This is a genomic window from Qipengyuania nanhaisediminis, from assembly GCF_045862805.1.
Taxonomy (GTDB): Bacteria; Pseudomonadota; Alphaproteobacteria; order Sphingomonadales; family Sphingomonadaceae; genus Erythrobacter; species Erythrobacter nanhaisediminis_A.
In genome coordinates, this window is record NZ_AP025760.1 from 265,630 (window position 1) to 283,118 (window position 17,489).

Annotated in this window: 17 protein-coding genes, 1 tRNA gene and 1 pseudogene; 12 read left to right on the forward strand and 7 right to left on the reverse strand. The window is 65.8% G+C overall.

The genetic code is table 11. The annotated features are described in order from the left end of the window. Nucleotides 1–12 precede the first annotated feature (12 nt). A complete protein-coding gene (locus ACKTSM_RS01305; RefSeq protein ID WP_407875348.1) occupies nt 13–795 on the forward strand; it encodes an SDR family NAD(P)-dependent oxidoreductase in 783 nt (260 codons plus the stop codon). Here ACKTSM_RS01305 and ACKTSM_RS01310 read toward each other — a convergent pair. Together ACKTSM_RS01310 and ACKTSM_RS01315 are read right to left on the reverse strand one after the other, a co-directional pair. Next, nucleotides 765–1,727, reverse strand: a complete 963-nt coding sequence (locus ACKTSM_RS01310; RefSeq protein ID WP_407876385.1) for a DMT family transporter — start codon at nt 1,725–1,727, stop codon at nt 765–767. The two genes, ACKTSM_RS01305 and ACKTSM_RS01310, sit on opposite strands and share 31 nt — an antisense overlap. A gap of 31 nt (nt 1,728–1,758) precedes the next feature. Next, nucleotides 1,759–2,778, reverse strand: a complete 1,020-nt coding sequence (locus ACKTSM_RS01315; protein WP_407875349.1) for a threonine aldolase family protein — start codon at nt 2,776–2,778, stop codon at nt 1,759–1,761. A gap of 53 nt (nt 2,779–2,831) precedes the next feature. Between ACKTSM_RS01315 and ACKTSM_RS01320 the strand changes: the two genes are divergently transcribed. Continuing rightward, nucleotides 2,832–3,170, forward strand: a complete 339-nt coding sequence (locus ACKTSM_RS01320; RefSeq protein ID WP_407875350.1) for a GNAT family N-acetyltransferase — start codon at nt 2,832–2,834, stop codon at nt 3,168–3,170. On the opposite strand, the gene ACKTSM_RS01325 is transcribed toward ACKTSM_RS01320, so the two are convergent. The 4 genes from ACKTSM_RS01325 to ACKTSM_RS01340 form a co-directional block, all read right to left on the reverse strand. Next, a complete protein-coding gene (locus ACKTSM_RS01325) occupies nt 3,167–4,717 on the reverse strand; it encodes a PH domain-containing protein (RefSeq protein ID WP_407875351.1) in 1,551 nt (516 codons plus the stop codon). The genes ACKTSM_RS01320 and ACKTSM_RS01325 overlap by 4 nt on opposite strands. Next, nucleotides 4,714–5,427: a PH domain-containing protein gene (locus ACKTSM_RS01330; RefSeq protein ID WP_407875352.1), complete on the reverse strand. Its 714-nt coding sequence runs from the start codon at nt 5,425–5,427 to the stop codon at nt 4,714–4,716. Before ACKTSM_RS01330 ends, ACKTSM_RS01325 begins: the two co-directional genes overlap by 4 nt. Before the next feature lie 64 nt (nt 5,428–5,491). Further along, nucleotides 5,492–6,661 (reverse strand): acyl-CoA dehydrogenase family protein, encoded by a 1,170-nt coding sequence (locus ACKTSM_RS01335; RefSeq protein WP_407875353.1) that lies wholly within the window; start codon nt 6,659–6,661, stop codon nt 5,492–5,494. Nucleotides 6,662–6,776: 115 nt separating this feature from the next. Next, nucleotides 6,777–6,851: transfer RNA gene (locus tag ACKTSM_RS01340), tRNA-Thr, on the reverse strand. Between the two features lie 89 nt (nt 6,852–6,940). On the opposite strand from ACKTSM_RS01340, the gene ACKTSM_RS01345 reads away from it, so the two are divergent. From ACKTSM_RS01345 to ACKTSM_RS01390, 10 genes and pseudogenes are all read left to right on the forward strand, one after another. Continuing rightward, nucleotides 6,941–7,090, forward strand: a complete 150-nt coding sequence (locus ACKTSM_RS01345; protein ID WP_407875354.1) for a hypothetical protein — start codon at nt 6,941–6,943, stop codon at nt 7,088–7,090. A 41-nt stretch (nt 7,091–7,131) separates the two neighbouring features. Then, on the forward strand, nt 7,132–7,818 hold the full coding sequence (gene gpmA / locus ACKTSM_RS01350) for a 2,3-diphosphoglycerate-dependent phosphoglycerate mutase (protein WP_407875355.1): 687 nt from the start codon (nt 7,132–7,134) through the stop codon (nt 7,816–7,818). 8 nt (nt 7,819–7,826) lie between these two features. After that, nucleotides 7,827–8,312 (forward strand): annotated as a pseudogene (gene purE / locus ACKTSM_RS01355) (5-(carboxyamino)imidazole ribonucleotide mutase); the annotation flags it as partial. A gap of 212 nt (nt 8,313–8,524) precedes the next feature. Then, nucleotides 8,525–9,607, forward strand: a complete 1,083-nt coding sequence (locus ACKTSM_RS01360) for a 5-(carboxyamino)imidazole ribonucleotide synthase (RefSeq protein WP_407875356.1) — start codon at nt 8,525–8,527, stop codon at nt 9,605–9,607. Between the two features lie 5 nt (nt 9,608–9,612). Further along, complete coding sequence (locus ACKTSM_RS01365) at nt 9,613–10,128, forward strand: dihydrofolate reductase (protein WP_407876386.1); 516 nt, start codon at nt 9,613–9,615, stop codon at nt 10,126–10,128. Further along, entirely contained in the window at nt 10,128–11,051 is a 924-nt protein-coding gene (locus tag ACKTSM_RS01370; protein ID WP_407875357.1) for a bifunctional riboflavin kinase/FAD synthetase, read from the forward strand. Before ACKTSM_RS01365 ends, ACKTSM_RS01370 begins: the two co-directional genes overlap by 1 nt. After that, the gene (locus ACKTSM_RS01375) at nt 11,048–12,088 is read left to right on the forward strand and encodes a glycerophosphodiester phosphodiesterase family protein (RefSeq protein WP_407875358.1); all 1,041 of its coding nucleotides are present in this window, start codon (nt 11,048–11,050) and stop codon (nt 12,086–12,088) included. Before ACKTSM_RS01370 ends, ACKTSM_RS01375 begins: the two co-directional genes overlap by 4 nt. Nucleotides 12,089–12,129: 41 nt before the next feature. Further along, nucleotides 12,130–14,997, forward strand: coding sequence for an isoleucine--tRNA ligase (ileS, locus tag ACKTSM_RS01380; RefSeq protein WP_407875359.1), 2,868 nt, complete (start codon nt 12,130–12,132; stop codon nt 14,995–14,997). Next, complete coding sequence (gene lspA, locus ACKTSM_RS01385; protein WP_407875360.1) at nt 14,994–15,545, forward strand: signal peptidase II; 552 nt, start codon at nt 14,994–14,996, stop codon at nt 15,543–15,545. Before ileS ends, lspA begins: the two co-directional genes overlap by 4 nt. Continuing rightward, a complete protein-coding gene (locus ACKTSM_RS01390) occupies nt 15,538–15,948 on the forward strand; it encodes a DUF3035 domain-containing protein (RefSeq protein WP_407875361.1) in 411 nt (136 codons plus the stop codon). The genes lspA and ACKTSM_RS01390 overlap by 8 nt, the downstream gene beginning before the upstream one ends. A 210-nt stretch (nt 15,949–16,158) precedes the next feature. On the opposite strand, the gene ACKTSM_RS01395 is transcribed toward ACKTSM_RS01390, so the two are convergent. Continuing rightward, on the reverse strand, nt 16,159–17,475 hold the full coding sequence (locus tag ACKTSM_RS01395) for a hemolysin family protein (RefSeq protein WP_407875362.1): 1,317 nt from the start codon (nt 17,473–17,475) through the stop codon (nt 16,159–16,161). Nucleotides 17,476–17,489 lie beyond the last annotated feature (14 nt).

Sequence of the window (17,489 nt, forward strand, 5' to 3'; positions counted from 1 at the left end):
CAAACGCTCCGCATGCGCCATTTGTTCATATTCGGCCTCGGCTACTCGGCGAAACGCATCGCACAAGCGGCAAGGGCGCGCGGCTGGACGGTCAGCGCGACCGGAAGCGATGGCGACGTGGACTTCGCCGACCGCGAGGCGGTGCGCGAAGCGCTCGCCCGGGCGAGCCACGTGCTCTCCTCGGTCCCGCCTGACCGGGCAAGCGGGCGCGACCCGGTGCTCAGCGCCTATCGAGGCGATTTTCCGCGCGCCTGGTACGGCTATCTCTCCTCGACCGGGATCTATGGCGATGCGGGCGGGGCGTGGGTCGATGAAAGCACGCCGACCGGCACCGGTCGCCGCAGCGCGCGCAGCGAAGCGGATGCGCTGTGGCTGGATCTCGGCGCGCGGGTGTTCCGCCTGCCGGGCATATACGGGCCGGGCCGCTCGGCGCTCGACCGGGTGCGGCAGGAAAAGGCGCGGCGGATCGACCTGCCCTCACAGGTCTTCAGCCGCGTCCATGTCGACGACATCGCAAGCGGGGTGATCGCGGCCCTCGAAAGCAATGCGCCAGCAGGTGCCTACAATCTCGGCGACGACCTTCCGGCGAGCGGTAATGCGGTGACCGAACATGCCTGCCGCCTGCTGGGGGTCGAACCGCCGCCGCTCGAAACGCTTGAGCAAGCGAACCTCTCGGACATGGCGCGCGGCTTTTATGCCGAGAACCGCCGGGTCGCGAACGGCAAGGCGAAGCGCGTGCTCGGCTGGCGCCCGGATTACCCGACCTATGTCGAGGGGCTCGAATCGCTCGTGTGAGGGCGCATCTGCGCGCTCTGCTGGACCTGCACGCTCTTCACCCGCCGCGCTCTCAGCGCGAGCACCATTCCCAGCACGGCGAGCGCCATCCCGCTCGCGGTGAGCCAGGTCCACTGGTAATCCTCGAACAGGGTCGAGATCAGCATCGCCACCGAGATCGTCAGAATCGAATTGTAGGCGGTGCGCCCCGCCCCGATCTCGCGCACCAGATTGTAATGCAGCGGGAAGGTGATCACCGACCCGATCAGCGCGAGATAGACGATGCCCGCCCAATAGGAGGCGCTGGCAGGCACGGGCGGCGGACCGGCGGTCAACCACGCAAAGCCGAGGTCGAACAGCGTGCCGTAGAGCATCGCCCAGGCGAGCAGGCTCACCATCGGCACTCCGCGCCCGGTCGGATTGGCCTGGATCACGTTGGCGACCGATGCGGCAAGGATGCCGAGCATGGCGAGAACGATGCCGAGGGCGACATTGCCGCCGATCACCCCTGCATCGGGATTGGCGAGCCATTCATGGACCAGCAGGAACGAGACCCCGACGATCGCCACCGCGCTTCCTCTGAGGAAGCCGCTTTGCACCTTCTCGCCGATCACGAAGCGCGCAAGCAGCGCATTGGGCACCATCAGCAGCCCGAACATCATCGCGACCACGCCCGAAGTAACGTAAAGTTCGGCGTGGTAGACGAACAGGAAATTGCCGCTGAACTGGAACAGGCCGACAAGCACCGCGAGCCGGTGTTCGGGCGCGGTCAGCACCAGCCGCCGTTTCATCGCCCACGCGACGAGGAACAAAGCCGGGGTCGCCAGCGCGAAACGGTAGAACACCGACCATGCCGCGGGAACGCCGTCGATCTGGCCAGTGATGATGAACCAGGTCGACCCCCAGATCGCCCCGGTGAGCACGAAGGGCACGATCACCCGCCAGTTCAGCATTGCGGGCGCATCGCCGCTCACGAGGCGGCACTCATAAAGATGCGATCGCCTGTCCCAGAGCGCGCGCATCCTCCTCGCGCGTGTCCCAAGAGGTGACGAAACGCGCCGCTTGCGCGCCCCAGTCGTAGAACGCGAAGCCCTGGCCGCGCAAAGCCTCGCGCTCGTCCGCGCTCATCGTCACGAACAGCTCGTTCGCCTCGACCGGGTGCAGCAGCCGTCCCTCGCAGCCGCTGGCGATTTCCTGCGCGGCGGCATTGGCGTGACGCGCATTGGCGAACCATAGCCCGTCGTCGAGCATTGCGAGGATCTGCGCTGCGAGATAGCGGCCCTTGCATTGCAGATGACCGCCGCGCTTGCAGCGATACCGCACGAGATCGGCCTGTCCGGGATCGAACAACACCACCGCCTCGGCGCTCATCCCGCCATTCTTGATGAAGCCGAAAGCGAGGCTGTCGACGGGTCCCGCGGCCTGGCGTGCAGCTTGCTGCGCCGAATTGCCGAGAAAGGCGGCAGAATTGGCAAAACGCGCGCCGTCCATGTGGAGGCCCAGCCCGCGATCGCTCGCAAAGGCAGCGAGCGCGCGCAATTCCTCCGCGCTGTAGCTGCGGCCGTATTCGCTCGCCTGGGTGATGGCGATGGCGTGCGGCTGGACCTGGTGGACATCGGGCCGGATCGGGTCGATCAGCGCGGCGATTGCCTCGGGCGTGAGCTTGGCGCCATCGCCTGCGCACAGCATCAGTTTCGCGCCGTGGAGGAAGAAACCGGGCGCGCCGCCTTCGTCGACCTCGATATGCGCTTCCTCGTGGCACACCACCCCGCCATGCGGCTGGCACATGGTCGCAAGAGCAAGGCAATTGGCCGCGGTCCCCGTCGCCACCCATTCGGCCGCGCAATCGCGCCCGAACAATTCGGTGAAGGCGTCATCGAGCCGAGCCGACAGCGCATCGCCGTCATAGGGATTGTCGGCGCTGTCCGCCGCGCGCATCGCCTCCCATACCCTGGGATGAACGGGGGCGGCATTGTCGGAGAGGAAGGGCCGTGTTTCAGTCATCTTGGAACGCCTCTACCCGCCTCGTCGTTCTTGGCAAGAAGGAGCATTTTGAAATGAGCGACAACAGCCTTTCCGAAGACGCGATCACGATCAATCACCACGCACAGGGCCAGGGCGGCCGCTATGTCGCCAATATCGAGGGCGAAGAGGCCAAGGGCTATCTCGAATGGGAGCCGAAGACCGGCCTGCCCGAACGCGACGTGGCCGAGGACGTGCGCATCGCCACGCACACCGTCGTGCCCGACGAGATCGGCGGACGCGGGATCGCGCGCCGGCTGGTCGAGCGATTCGTGGCCGATGCGCGCGAGCGCGGCTTCAAGATCGTGCCGCAATGTTCGTATGTCGCGGCGAAGTTCGACGAGAACCCCGACTGGGCGGACCTGCGCGCCTAGCGCGCCGCCTGGCGTTCGAGCTGCGAGAAATCGGTCGCCGCGATGGTCTGCATGACCAAGGCTCGGACTTCGCGCGCGCGCGCGACCGGCACGCCGGGGATTGCGAAAGTGCCGCCTGCCTGCCCCAGGTGGAGCGTTGCATAGCCGCGCAGCCGGGCGAGCGGGCCTTGCGCGATCTCGACCGAGTGCAGCTTGAGCCGGGTCGCGATCTGGCTGCGCGGTGAGAGCACCCCGCGCGCGGCGACGATCTGCCCGGCATCGAGCGCGTGGCGCTGATATTGCCAGGCGAGCGCATTGGCGATCACGTTCAGTCCCGCGATCACCAGCGGCACGCCGGTCGCAATCATGGTCCATTCGGGCGCGAATTCGCGCGTTGCGTAAAAGGCGATGCCCGCGATGACCAGCCAGCCAAGTGCGCTGGAAATCGCGCTGTCGACGAGGAATTTCGTGCTCGCGCGGTGCCAGTCGGTGCCGTCATCGGGCAGGCGGAACCCCGCGGCCCGGGCAATCGGCGCGATCTCGTCCAGCCTGGCGAACGGCGCGACCACGTGGCTTGCCGCGCCCATGTCCTGTGCGAGGCTGACAAAGCGCAGCGAGTGCCAGCCGAACCGGTAACGCACCAGCCCGGTGGCAATCTTGATGCCTTGCACGCGGTGGATCGGCATGACCACGTCGGTGCGGGTGAACAGTCCGCGGCGGCGGCGAAAGCCGCGCGCGGTGCGTTCGAGCACGAAACCCCATTCGCGCGCGAAAACCCGCAGCATGCCCGTGAGCGAACCGATCACGATGACGCCGATCAGGCCCACGATCGCGCCGACCGTGCGCAGCCGCTCGTCGGTCTCGGCAAGCCTGCCGCTGCCCTGTTCGATCCATCCGCGCCACAGATCGGCATCCCAGATCTCGATATCGATGAAGCTTTCGGCATATTGGAGCATGCCCAGAAGCACCGCGAAGACCGCGAGGCTGAATTCGAACAATCCGAAAGTGAACAACCTGCCCGGCCCCATGGCGAACAGCACCTCGCCCTCGTCAGGCGCGGCGATGGCTGCCGTTTCGCCATCGGCGGTTCCGGATTGCACCGCCTCGCTGTCGCGCCGCTCGCGCACCAGCTGGCGCAGGCGCTCGCCGTCCTCCTCGGTGAGGAAGGACAGCGCAAGGTCCTCGCCCCCGCCCGCACCGGTCTCGAACTTGACCGAGACGAGGCCGAACAAGCGCGGCAGGAGCTTCTGTTCGAGGCTGACGTCCTGGATGCGCTCGTAGGGAACCGAGCGCGCCGAGCGGCTGAGCACGCCGCTTTCGACGCGGATGTCGTTGTCGCCGACGATATAGGTCAGCCGCTTCCAGCCGATATAGCTGAACAATGTGCCGATCAGCAGGATCGCGAAGAAGATCGGCGCGGCGACCAGCAGGCCCAGCCCGCTCGACCCGAACATGATGAGCAGCGCCGGGATCACCGCGTTCTGCGCCGAGGCGAGAGCGCCGACGAGCACGGTCCTGGGATCGGTGTTGCGCGGAGCGCCTGGCTGCGGCGCGTCAGGCTCGCTCACAGGGTTTCCCGCTTGATATGCGCGCGGATCGCCTCGCGCATCGCGATGGCGCGTTCATGGCCCAGTCCGGGCAGCCGGACCGAGGCATTGTGCGATCCTGCCGTGTGGAGCGTCATTGTGGCGATGCCGAGCGCGCGTTCGACCGGGCCCTGGTCGACATCGATATGCTGGACCCGGCCAAAGGGCACGATGGTGTCCGAGTGCCACCAGATCCCGCGCACCACGCGCAGCCGGTCGCGGCTGATCTGGTAGCCGCGTGCATTGTAGCGCGCGACCGGAACGCGAAAGCCGATGATGATCGCGATGATGGCCCCGGGCATCAGGAGAACCCCCATCGGCAGGCCCAGTTCGCTGCGCAGGATGCCTTCGACCACGGCGACCGCGATGAACAGGACCAGCCCCGCGATCAGCGCGCCGAAACGCATCAGCAGCTTGTAATTGGGATGGAGGCGGGTGAGCTCGCCCTCGTCATCGACTTCGCTGAAGAAATCCTCCCCCGGCGAGCCCTCGCGCGGGGTGTATTGCGCATCGCGCGGATAGGGCGCCGAGGCGGCGACCGGTTCGGCGCCGGGCCGGGCCTGCGCCTTGCCTGCCCCCTCCCACGGACTTGCCCCGCCCTTGTGGCCGAACAATTGCCGCGCCCGGTTGCCGCTGGCCGGCGTGGCTGGTCCTGCCGGCTTGCCGGGCTCGTCGTGATCGGAAGTGCTCATGGGAGCGATTCATGCGGGGGCCACGGCCCCGGCGCAAGGCCAAACTCGCGCAATTTACAGCCCCCTAGCGCCGCTGGTCGAAGCGCCGCCCGATCATGGCCGCGGCGATATTGGTCTTCTGCACGTCGATCGCCCCGCCCGCGATGCCCCAGGCATAGGCATCGCGCAGGCGCTGCTCCATCCCGTAATCCTTGTGATAGCCATAGCCGCCCATCACCTGCATTCCGAGGGCGGCAACCTCGCGCACGATCTCGTTGGCAAAGCACTTGGCGGTGCTGCTTTCATAGACGCTCGGCAATCCGCTCTCATTGCGCGCGGCATTGGCGGCGGCACGGTGGATCAGCAGCCGCGCGGCATCGACCTTCATCGCCATTTCGGCCAGTTTCATCTGCACGGCCTGGAAATCGACGATCGGCTTGCCGAACGCCTCGCGCTCCTGCGTGTAGGACAGCGCCTGTTCGAGCGCGGCTGCCGCGAGCCCCAGCGACTGGGTGGCATTGCCGCAGCGTTCGAGGCCGAAAGCGCTCATCAGCCGCCCGAACCCGCCCGCATCCACAATCACGTTGCCGGCAGGCACGCGGACATCGTCGAGCGTGATGTCGGCGGTGGGAATGCCGCGAAAGCCCATCAATTCCTCGCGCGGGCCGAAAGTGATGCCCGCCATGTCCTTTTCGATCAGGACCGCACCGATCCCCTTGGCTCCGGGCGCATCGTCCATCCGGCAATAGGTGACGTAATAGTCCGAATGGCCCCCGCCGCTGGTCCATCGCTTGGTCCCGCTGACGAGCAAATCCGCGCCGTCCCTGCGCGCGCGGGTGGTGAGATCGGTGAGCGCGGTGCCGGCATCGGGTTCGGACATCGAGACCGCGACGATCGCCTCGCCCCTGATCACGCGCGGCAGGACCTGCGCCTTCATCTCCTCCGAGCCGAACCGCTCGATCGTGCGCACAGGGCCGGTCAGCGCCTCGAACACCGGGAAGGCAACCGCGTTGGAAATGCGTGCAAATTCCTCGAGCACCAGCAGCGCCTCGACATGGCCGAGCCCCAGTCCACCATATTCCTGCGGAAGATTGACCCCGAGAAATCCCATTTCGCCGAAGCGGCGCAGCATATCGGCAGGGACCGGAAAATCGTCGGCCTCCATCGCGCGGGCGAGATCGGGCAGTTCCCTGCGCGCGAAATGGCGCGCGGCCTCCTGGAGTTCGCGCTGCTGCTGGGTAAGCTGGAAATCCATGTCGCGCCTGTCCCCTTTCCTTCCCTGGCGCCGTTTCTTGCGCAGGAATGGCAGGGTCGCGCAAGCCCCGCGGAATGCGGGCCGCGCCTCGGGGCGTCGGCGATGGAATGAGAGGTGGTGCTGCTGGAGAGAATTGAACTCTCGGCCTCACCCTTACCAAGGGTGCGCTCTACCACTGAGCTACAGCAGCGTCCGTAAGGAGGCGCGCCTATTCATGCGCGGCGAGCGAAAGTCAAGCCATGCTTGATGAAGCGGGCCGATCGCGGCAAAGGATTTCGCATGAGCGAAGACAAGGGCAACAAAATGTCGCGCGAGGAGCGGCTGGCAGCGAAACTGCGCGAGAACCTGCGCCGCCGCAAGGCGCAGAGCCGACAATTCCAGGCCGAATCACCCGACAAAGAGCTTCCCAAGCCCGGCAGCGAAAGCTAACGCGTGGTGCTCCCGAACCCGTAAGGAGCGTGACCGCAAACGTGCCCAAGCTCATTCTTGTCCGCCACGGCCAGAGCCAGTGGAATCTCGAAAACCGTTTTACCGGCTGGTGGGATGTCGATCTCACCGAAAAGGGCGTGGCCGAAGCGAGGGCCGCGGGCCAGCTGATGAAGGACAAGAGCGTGCTTCCCACGCGCTGCTTCACCTCGTTCCAGACCCGAGCGATCAAGACCTTGAACCTCGCGCTCGAGGAAATGGGCCGGCTGTGGCTTCCGGTGACCAAGGACTGGCGGCTGAACGAGCGCCATTATGGCGGGCTTACCGGGCTCGACAAGCAGGAAACCCGCGACAGGCACGGCGACGAGCAGGTTCACATCTGGCGCCGCAGCTTCGATGTGCCGCCGCCCGAAATGGAGCCGGGGAGCGAATACGATCCCGGCGCGGACCCGCGCTATGACGGGATCGACGTGCCCTATAGCGAGAGCCTCAAGCTCACGATCGAGCGCGTGCTTCCCTATTGGCAGAGCGATATCCTGCCGGTCCTTGCCAGCGGCGAGACGGTGATCATTTCCGCGCACGGCAATTCGCTGCGCGCGCTGGTCAAGCACCTGTCTGGCATTTCGGACGAGGATATCACCGGGCTTGAAATTCCCACCGGCCAGCCGATCGTCTACGATTTCGACGCGAACATGGTGCCCGGTGCACGCTATTACCTGAAGGACAGCTGAGAGACATCATGGCCAAGGATGGTGGGGGCAAGGTCGCTATCGTGATGGGCAGCCAGTCGGACTGGCCGACCATGCGATGCGCGGCCGAAGTGCTCGAGGAACTCGAGGTCGAACACGAGGCGCGGATCGTCTCGGCACACCGCACGCCCGACCGGATGAGCGCCTTTGCCAAGGGCGCCGAGGGCGAAGGGTTCGACGTCATAATCGCAGGCGCGGGCGGCGCGGCGCACCTGCCCGGCATGATCGCGGCGATGACCCATCTCCCGGTTCTCGGCGTGCCGGTGCAGTCCAAGGCCTTGTCGGGCATGGACAGCCTGCTCTCGATCGCCCAGATGCCCGCCGGGGTTCCGGTCGGCACGCTCGCGATCGGCGAAGCGGGCGCGACCAATGCGGGGCTGATGGCCGCCGCGATCCTTGCGCTCCAGGACGAAGACCTCTCGCAGCGCCTGCAGGACTGGCGCGCGGCGCGCAGCAATGCCGTTGGCGAGGTGCCGGTCGACGACCAAGCCGCAGGATTTGCGCCAGGCGGCGACGCAAAGGCTATCTCTCAAATCGCTACTGAGCATTTTGGAGGCTACACCGAGATGTTTGAGGCACACGACTGGCCAGAGCGAGGCTCCGACATGATGCGCAAGGTACAAACTCGCGTCGCGGATCAGTACGGCAGCGTCGCAGCGTTCGTCGAAAAATTTCCTATCGGAAAACGATGAGCCAGCAACGCCCCCTTCCCCCCGGTTCGACCATCGGCATCCTTGGCGGTGGCCAGCTCGGCCGGATGCTCGCCATGGCGGCGGCGCAGCTGGGCTATCGCTGCATCGGCTACGCGCCGGCGGGCGACAATGTCGCTGCCGATATGTCCGCCGATTTCTTCGAGAACGGCTGGAGCGACAATGCCGCTCTTGCTGCCTTCGCCTCGCAATGCGACGCGGTGACCTGGGAGTTCGAGAACGTTCCGGTGAGCGCGCTCGAGGCGATCCCGCCCGAACGGCTCGCCCCGCATCCCAAGGCTCTCGAAGTCGCTCAGGACCGCCTCAACGAAAAACGCTTCGTCGAGGAACTGGGCGCGCGCTGCGCTCCCTATGCCCGGGTCGAGAGCGACGAGGAATTCGCCCGCGCGGTCGAACGGATCGGCACGCCCGGCATCCTCAAGACCGCGCGCGACGGCTATGACGGCAAGGGCCAGTGGCGCATCGCCTCCGAGCGCGAGCTGGACGGCGTGCGCTTTCCCGGACGGCCCTGCATCTACGAGGGCCTCGTCGACTTCGACACCGAGTTCTCTGTGATCCTCGCGCGCGGCGCGGACGGCGATGTGCAGTTCTGGGAATCCTCCTCCAACCGGCACGAGGGCGGAATGCTCGTCCATTCGTGCCTTCCCGCGGGAGAGGGCGTGAGCGAGCAGGTCGAAGCCGCGCGCGCCATTGCCAGGGCCACCGCCGATGCGCTCGGCTATGTCGGGGTGCTCACGCTCGAATTCTTCGCCACAAACGAGGGCCCGGTCTTCAACGAAATGGCCCCCCGGGTGCACAATTCGGGCCACTGGACGATCGAGGGGGCTTCCACCAGCCAGTTCGAGAACCACATACGTGCGGTTGCCGGCCTGCCGCTGGGCGGGACCGAGACGCGTTTCGCCCGGATCGACATGCACAATATCGTCGGAGAAGACGCGCTCGCCGCTCACGCCATCCTCGCCGAGGAAGGCGAGCCGCACCTGCACCTCTACGGCAAGCGCGAGGCGCGCGAGGGACGCAAGATGGGCCACGTGACGCGGGTGTCGAACGAACCGGCGTGACCAGCATGCAGACCCGCGATATCGTTCTTGTCTATGCCCGCGCCGCCAATGGTGCGATCGGCTTCGAAGGTCAGTTGCCCTGGCACCTGCCCGCCGATCTCAAGCGGTTCAAGGCGCTGACCATGGGCAAGCCGATGATCATGGGACGCAAGACCTTCGAGAGCCTGCCCGGCCTGCTTCCCGGGCGCCGCCACATCGTCCTCACCCGGCGCACCCGCTGGGACAGCGAGGGCGCCGAAGTGGTCGGATCGCGCGACGAGGCTCTCGCCAAGGCCTGCGAAGGCTATCCGGAAGGCGAGATCATGGTGGTCGGCGGCTCGGCGATCTACGATGTCTTCCGCCCGCTCGCCTGCCGGATCGAGCTCACCGAGATCCACGAGGATTTCCACGGCGACACCTTCATGAAGCCTCTCGGACCCGAATGGAAGGAAACCGCGCGCGAGAGCTTTCCCGCCGAGGATGGCCGCCCGTCCTTCGCATTTGTCACCTATCGCCGCCGCGACGAGAGCGAAGCGGACTGATGCGCTGGCTCGACCACCGCGAACCGGTCTCCGACGCGCTTCGCGGCGCGGTGATCGCGCTCGGCAATTTCGACGGGTTTCACCGCGGCCACCAGGCGGTGGCGGGCGAGGCGATCCGCTGGGCGCATGAAGAGGGCCGCCCCTCGATCATCGCCACTTTCGATCCCCATCCGGTGCGCTTCTTCAAGCCCGACGTGCCCCCGTTCCGCCTGACCACGCTCGAACAGCGGCAGGAGCTTTACATCGCCGCCGGCGCGACCGCGATGCTGGTGTTCCATTTCGACGCCGCGCTCGCCGGGACCAGCGCCGAGGACTTCGTCAAGCAAATCCTGTGCGACCGGCTCGGTGCGCACGGGGTGGTGACAGGCGCCGACTTCACCTTTGGCAAGGGCGCGAAAGGCGATGTCGATCTGCTGCGCGAGCTTGGCGGACGTCACGGTCTGCAATCGCGCGTGGTTGCAGCGGTAAGCGAAAACGGCGTGATTTCGTCGAGCCGGGTGCGCGAGGCCTTGCGCGCGGGCGACCCGCAGCTCGCAGCCGAATTGCTCACCCGCCCCTTCGCGATCCGCGGGATCGTCGAACATGGCGACAAGAACGGGCGCAAGCTCGGCTACCCAACCGCCAATGTCGCGATCGAGAACTATCTGCGCCCGCGCTACGGTGTCTACGCGGTGACCGGCAAGGTGCTGGCCACGGGCGTGGAATTGAAAGGCGCGGCCAATATCGGCATCCGCCCGCAATTTGCGCCGCCCAAGGAATTGCTCGAACCCCATTTCTTCGAATTTTCCGGCGATCTCTACGGCCAGGAAATCGAGGTCGCGTTTCATCATTTCCTGCGCGGCGAGGCGAAGTTCGACAGCCTCGAGGAACTCACCGAGCAGATGGAGCGCGACTGCAAAGAGGCAAGACGGCTGCTTTCATGAAGAGATACGCACTCTGGGCCGGCGCGGTGTTCGCCGTGCTTCTGCTCGCCTTGTCGGTCACCAATGCCAGCTGGCTCGCCCCTGATCCCAAGGGCGCGCCCAAGCAGGTCGCCAATGGCGCGATCGGACCCGAAGCGGTCGATCCAGCAGCCGAATGCGGGCGAGCCCGGATTTACGAGCCGGCCAGCCGCCACCTTCCCAACACGCGAGAAAGCGTGCTGCGCGCAGACCGGATGGGCGCGTGGCTGGTCGAAGTCGATGCGCGGCAGACAACGGATGGCGCTGTCGTGCTGTTTGGCAGCGATGACCTCGCCTGCCTGACCGATGGCAGCGGCGCGCTCGGCGACAGGACTCTGGCAGGGTTGCAGGCGCTCGATGCCGGCCATGGCTATCGCGTGGGCGAGGACGCGCACCCCTTTCGCGACAAGGGCCACCGCATCGAAACGCTCACCGCCGTCGCCGATGCGCTTCCGAGCCATGGCAAGCTGATGGTTCACCTTGCGGCCGATGACCCTGCATTCCTCGACGCCGTGCTGGCAGCGCTCGTTGCGGCCGGGCGCAAGCCTGCAAGCTCGGGCGACGCCTTTTACGGACCGCCCGCAGCCATCGCATCGCTGCGCGAACGCGAGCCGGGAGCCTGGGCGTTTTCGCCGCAAGAGGCGCGCCAGTGCACCGATGATTACGTGCTCACCGGCTGGACCGGCATCGTGCCCGAAAGCTGCGAGAACGGTACCATGCTGGTCGCGCTCGACGAGCAGGCGTTTCTGTGGGGCTGGCCCAACCGGCTGATTGCGCGGCTCGAAAGCGTCGGCGCGCGGATCGTGATCGAAGGCCCGGGCGAGGCTGCGCCGGGAGAGGTCGCCGGGATCACCCTGCCCGAGCAGCTCACCGAAATTCCCGACAGCTTCAACGGCTATGTCTGGACCGACGATGCCTTCGTTACCCTGCCCGCGCTGGTCTCGCGCTACGACAACCGCAACGCCGCCGAGATCGAGGCGGCCCAGGCCGCGCTCGAAAGGCGGCGCGCCGCGCAATAAGGGTTCCCCGTCCGCGCATCATGCTTTAACGGACCCGGCTTATGTCTGACCCGAAGCGCGACTACAAAGACACGGTCTTCCTGCCCAAGACCGATTTTCCCATGAAAGCCGGCCTTCCGCAGAAGGAACCGGGCATCGAAGCGCGCTGGCGCGAAATGGGCCTTTATCAAAAACTGCGCGATGCGCGCGCGGGCCGTCCGAAATTCATCCTCCACGATGGCCCGCCTTACGCCAATGGCGACATGCATATCGGCCATGCGCTGAACCATATCCTGAAAGACATGGTCTGCCGCACGCAGAACTTGCTGGGCAAGGACGCGCCCTACGTGCCGGGCTGGGACTGCCACGGCCTTCCGATCGAATGGAAGGTCGAGGAACAGTACCGCAAGAAGAAGAAGAACAAGGACGAGGTTCCGGCGAAGGAATTCCGCGCCGAGTGCCGCGCCTATGCGCAGAAATGGGTCGATACCCAGCGCGAACAGCTGAAGCGCCTCGGCATCATGGGCGACTGGGACAATCCCTATCTCACCATGGACCCGCAGGCCGAAGGCACGATCGTTGCCGAGCTGATGAAGTTTGCCGAGGCGGGAAACCTCTATCGCGGTTCGAAACCGATCATGTGGTCGCCGGTCGAAAAGACCGCTCTGGCCGAGGCCGAGGTCGAATATGAGGACCTGACGGATTCGCCCCAGATCGATGTTGCTTTCGAGATCATCGAGAGCCCGATTCCGGAACTGGTCGGCGCGCATGCGGTGATCTGGACGACGACGCCCTGGACGATCCCGGTGAATCAGGCTTTGGCCTATGGCGCAGATGTTGAGTATGCGCTGCTTGAGCACGAAGAGACAGGCAAACGCTATTTGGTGGCGGAAGACCTAAGGCATGCTTGGGCAAAGCGAGTTGAACTTACGACACTCAAGCCTGCCTTGAATCCGAATGGTGACCCAATTGGTGATGGTGTGGGAGCTTTGGATGATCCGATCAAGATCGGTGCATCGATCAAAGGCTCCGACCTAGCCGGAACCAAAGCCCGCCACCCGATGCACCATCTTGGCGGGTTCTACGCGACCCCGCGCCCTTTCCTCGAAGGCGATTTCGTCACCACCGAGAGCGGCACCGGCCTCGTCCACATGTCGCCCGATCACGGCGAGGACGATTTCGACCTGTGCAAGGCCAACGGCATCAATCCCGTCTTCGCGGTGATGGATGACGGGCGCTATCGCGACGACTGGGAATGGCTCGGCGGCTCGGACGAGCGCCGCCGCTCGGTTATCAACAAGCCCTTCAACGCGCCCGACGGGCCGATCTGCAACGATCTGCGCGAAGCGGGCGCGCTGCTCTCGGCAAGCGCCGATTACGCGCACTCCTACCCGCATTCCTGGCGCTCGAAGGCCAAGGTGATCTATCGCTGCACCCCGCAATGGTTCGTGCCGATGGACAAGGATCTCGATGGTGGCGGAACGCTCCGCAGCCGCGCCATGAGCGAGATCGACCGCGTGCGCTTCGTCCCGCCCAAGGGCGAACGCCGCATCGGCGCGATGGTCGAAGGCCGGCCCGACTGGGTGCTGTCGCGCCAGCGCGCCTGGGGCGTGCCGATTACGCTGTTCGTGCGCCCCGACGGCTCCTACCTGCAAGACCCGGCGGTCAATGCCCGCATCGTTAAAGCGATCACGGCCGAGGGCGTCGATGCCTGGGACGAATCGCGCAAGGCCGAATTCCTCGGCCCCGATCATGACCCGGACGAATTCGAGATGGTCACCGACATTCTCGATGTCTGGTTCGATTCGGGCTGCACCCACGCATTCGTGCTCGAATCCGGGCGCTGGCCCGACCTCCAATGGCCCGCCGACCTTTATCTCGAAGGCTCAGACCAGCATCGCGGCTGGTTCCAGTCCTCGCTCCTCCAAAGCTGCGCAACGCGCGGCCGCGCGCCCTATGACCAGGTGCTCACCCACGGCTTCACCATGGATGCCAAGGGCAAGAAGATGTCGAAATCGCTCGGCAACACGATCGACCCGGTCAAGATGATGGAACAGACCGGCGCCGATATCATCCGCCTCTGGGCGCTCAGCGTCGATTTCACCGAAGACCACCGGATCGGCGATGAAATCCTCAAGGGCGTGGGCGATCAATATCGCCGCCTGCGCAACACCTTCCGCTACCTGCTCGGCGCGCTCGACGGGTTTGTCGGCGACATGAGCGATGCGGGCGAAATTCCCGAGCTCGAGCTCTACGTCCTCGCCCTGCTCGGCGATCTCGACACCAGGCTGCGCCAAGCGGTCGAGGACTACGACTTCAACGCCTATACCCGGCTGCTGGTCGATTTCTGCAACGAGGACCTTTCGGCCTTCTTCTTCGATATCCGCAAGGACGTGCTCTATTGCGAGGGGCCGACATCGACCACGCGCAACGCCTATCGCACCGTGCTCGACCTCCTGTTCCACGCATTGGTGCGCTATGCCGCCCCGGTGCTGGTGTTCACGGCGGAAGAAGTCTGGAAAAGCCGCTATCCCGAGGACGACGAACAGGGCGGCAGCGTCCACCTGCTCGAATGGCCGAGCGTGCCAAAAGTGCCTGCCGACCGCGAGAAATGGGCCAAGCTGCGGTCCTTGCGCGAGCGCGTGACCGAGGCGATCGAGCCGCTGCGCCGTGACAAGGTCATCCGTTCGAGCAACGAGGCGGTGGTCACCGTTCCCGCGAGCGCGGTGCCCGAAGGCGTCTCCGACGAGGCGCTCGCCGAATTGTTCATCACCGGGCAAGTCACCCGCGGCGATGGAGACGAAGTGATCGTCACCAAGTCCACCGATGCAAAATGCGGCCGCTGCTGGCGCCTGCTTCCCGACGTGCCCGAAGATGGCGCGCTGTGCGGGCGCTGCGAGGACGTTGTAACCAAGGCAGGCGCGGCATGAGCGCGCTGTTCACCCGCGCCCGGTTGATCGGCCTCGCCTTTGCCGCGTTCCTGTTCGCGATCGATCAGTGGGTGAAGGCCCACGTGATCGAAACGCTCAACCTGCGCAGCGTTGGCCAGGTCGAATTGCTGCCCTTCTTCGATCTCGCCTATGTCGAGAATCGCGGCATCTCGCTCGGTCTTCTCCAGGCGCACAACATGGAAATGCGCTGGCTTCTGGTCGCTCTCACCGCGCTGATCGCGCTGGTGGTCTTCGTGTGGCTGATGCGCGAGCGCAAGCTCGCCGACATCCTCGGCCTTGCGATGATTCTCGGCGGGGCGCTCGGCAATATCGTCGACCGCTACACGCTGGGCTACGTGATCGATTATGCCGATTTCCACATCGGCACCTTTCGCCCCTTCCTCGTTTTCAACATCGCCGATGCGGCTATCACCATCGGCGTCGTCATCATCCTTGTGCGCTCGCTGTTCTTCAGCGAAAAGGACGAGGACACAGACACGGACGGCGCTGCCGCCGGCACCGTCCCTGCGGAGAATAACAATGCGTAACCTCAAGACCGCCATCCTGCTCGTATCGGGCAGCGCCATGCTCGCCGCTTGCGGCGGCAGCGGGATCTTCAATCGCGAGCGGCCTGACGAGTTCGCGGTGCAGCGCCAGGCGCCGCTGGTGGTTCCGCCCGATTTCTCGCTCACCCCGCCCGCACCCGGCGCCCCGCGTCCGGCCGAAGGCACCGCGTCCGAACAGGCGCTCGAAGCGCTCTTCGGCGGCCCCGCTCCGCGCAGCGCGATCGAGACCAGCGCGCTCGACCGCGCCGGAAGCGCCGATCCGGGCATCCGCTCGACCGTCGGCGATACCGGCACCAACACCGTCGCCAAGGGCCGCGTGACCCGCGACATCATCGCCGCCCCCGAAGGCGACGGCCAGAACGCGCAGACGCTGATCCCTTCCTGACCCTGTTCGCCCATCCGGGCGAACGCCGCGGTGCTAATCCTCCGCAACGCCTCGGGCACCTGCGGGCGCGCATGCGTTCGCGGTCCGCTGAGAGCGGATCGTCTTGGCTCACACTTTATAATTGGTCACGGCAGTCAGAAAGCGACTGCCCGCAGCGGGCGCGGCTTGCCGCGCGTCTAGCGAAGACACGGCCGACTCAGGTCCGCGCCTTCAGATAACTTCCACCGCTTCGTCTTCGACCCGGCTCACCAGGATCTTGTCGATCCTGCGATTGTCCATGTCGGCGATGACGAATTCCCACCCCTGGTCGGTGAATCTCTCGCCCTTCATCGGCAGCTTCTTCATCACTGACAGGACATAACCCGCCGCGGTGCCAAACTCGCGGTCATCGGCGAATTCGAGGCCGAGGCGATCAGCCAGTCCGTCGGCCGACAGCGCGCCCGATACCAGCAGCGACCCGTCGGAACACTCGATGATCAGCGGTGTGTCGCCCTGGTCCTGGTCGCTGGCGAAATTGCCGGCGATCGCGGTCAGCAGGTCGACCGGCGTGACGATGCCTTCGAAATGGCCATATTCATCATGCACCACCGCCATGGCGGTGTCAGCCGATTGCAGGACCCTGAGCGCGTCCATCGCGTCGAGCTGGTCGGGCACCACCTCGGCCTTGCGCATCATCGCGCGGATCGAGACCGGCTCGCCCGCGACCAGCGCGGCTAGGACCTCGCGCACCTTGACCACTCCGAGGATCGCGTCGGGCGATCCCTCGGCGACCGGGAGCATCGAGTGCGGGCTGCGTTCGATCGTGTCGCGGATCGCCTGCGGGTCGGCATCGGCCTCGATCCAGTCGACCTCGGTGCGCGGGGTCATCATCTCGCGCACCGGGCGCTCTGCCAGCCGCACCACCCCGGTAAGGATCTGGCGCTGCTCGGCCTCGATCACCCCGGTGCGGGTCGCCTCGGCGAAGATCATCTGCAATTCCTGCGCGGTAAGCGAATGCTGCCCCTTCGCGCTGATGCCCAGCAAGGCGATCAGCCCCGCCGACGACTTGTCGAGCAGCCAGACCAGCGGTGCGGCGATCCGCGCGAGCAGAGCCATCGGGCGCGCCATGACCAGAGCGATCGGCGCCGCGGCGCGCAGCGCGACCTGCTTGGGCACCAGCTCGCCCACGACGACGCTGAGATAGGTGGTCACCGCGATGACCGTGACGAAAGCGACCTCGCCCGCGATCTCCGCCGGAACGCCCAGCAAGGCCAGCCGCTCGCCCACCGGTCCCTCGAGGCTCGCCCCCGAATAGGCGCCGGTGATGATCGCGATGAGCGTGATCCCGATCTGCACCGTCGACAGGAACTTGCCGGGCTCGGCAGCCAGCCGCAGCGCCGTGTGCGCCGCAGCCGAACCAGCTTCGCCGCGCGCCTCGAGCGTGCTGGTCTTGGCCGAAACGATCGCGAGCTCGGACATGGCGAACACGCCGTTGAGCACGATCAGCCCGGCGATGATGAACAGGTCGGTCCAGGGAAAGGGTGTCACGCCATTCGCGCTAG

Coding starts and splice junctions, on each gene's coding strand:
- ACKTSM_RS01305 (WP_407875348.1), top strand. CDS start 13: ATGCGCCATTTGTTCATATTCGGCCTCGGCTACTCGGCGAAACGCATC.
- ACKTSM_RS01310 (WP_407876385.1), bottom strand. CDS start 1,727: ATGCTGAACTGGCGGGTGATCGTGCCCTTCGTGCTCACCGGGGCGATC.
- ACKTSM_RS01315 (WP_407875349.1), bottom strand. CDS start 2,778: ATGACTGAAACACGGCCCTTCCTCTCCGACAATGCCGCCCCCGTTCAT.
- ACKTSM_RS01320 (WP_407875350.1), top strand. CDS start 2,832: ATGAGCGACAACAGCCTTTCCGAAGACGCGATCACGATCAATCACCAC.
- ACKTSM_RS01330 (WP_407875352.1), bottom strand. CDS start 5,427: ATGAGCACTTCCGATCACGACGAGCCCGGCAAGCCGGCAGGACCAGCC.
- ACKTSM_RS01335 (WP_407875353.1), bottom strand. CDS start 6,661: ATGGATTTCCAGCTTACCCAGCAGCAGCGCGAACTCCAGGAGGCCGCG.
- ACKTSM_RS01345 (WP_407875354.1), top strand. CDS start 6,941: ATGAGCGAAGACAAGGGCAACAAAATGTCGCGCGAGGAGCGGCTGGCA.
- ACKTSM_RS01360 (WP_407875356.1), top strand. CDS start 8,525: ATGAGCCAGCAACGCCCCCTTCCCCCCGGTTCGACCATCGGCATCCTT.
- ACKTSM_RS01365 (WP_407876386.1), top strand. CDS start 9,613: ATGCAGACCCGCGATATCGTTCTTGTCTATGCCCGCGCCGCCAATGGT.
- ACKTSM_RS01370 (WP_407875357.1), top strand. CDS start 10,128: ATGCGCTGGCTCGACCACCGCGAACCGGTCTCCGACGCGCTTCGCGGC.
- ACKTSM_RS01375 (WP_407875358.1), top strand. CDS start 11,048: ATGAAGAGATACGCACTCTGGGCCGGCGCGGTGTTCGCCGTGCTTCTG.
- ileS (WP_407875359.1), top strand. CDS start 12,130: ATGTCTGACCCGAAGCGCGACTACAAAGACACGGTCTTCCTGCCCAAG.
- lspA (WP_407875360.1), top strand. CDS start 14,994: ATGAGCGCGCTGTTCACCCGCGCCCGGTTGATCGGCCTCGCCTTTGCC.
- ACKTSM_RS01390 (WP_407875361.1), top strand. CDS start 15,538: ATGCGTAACCTCAAGACCGCCATCCTGCTCGTATCGGGCAGCGCCATG.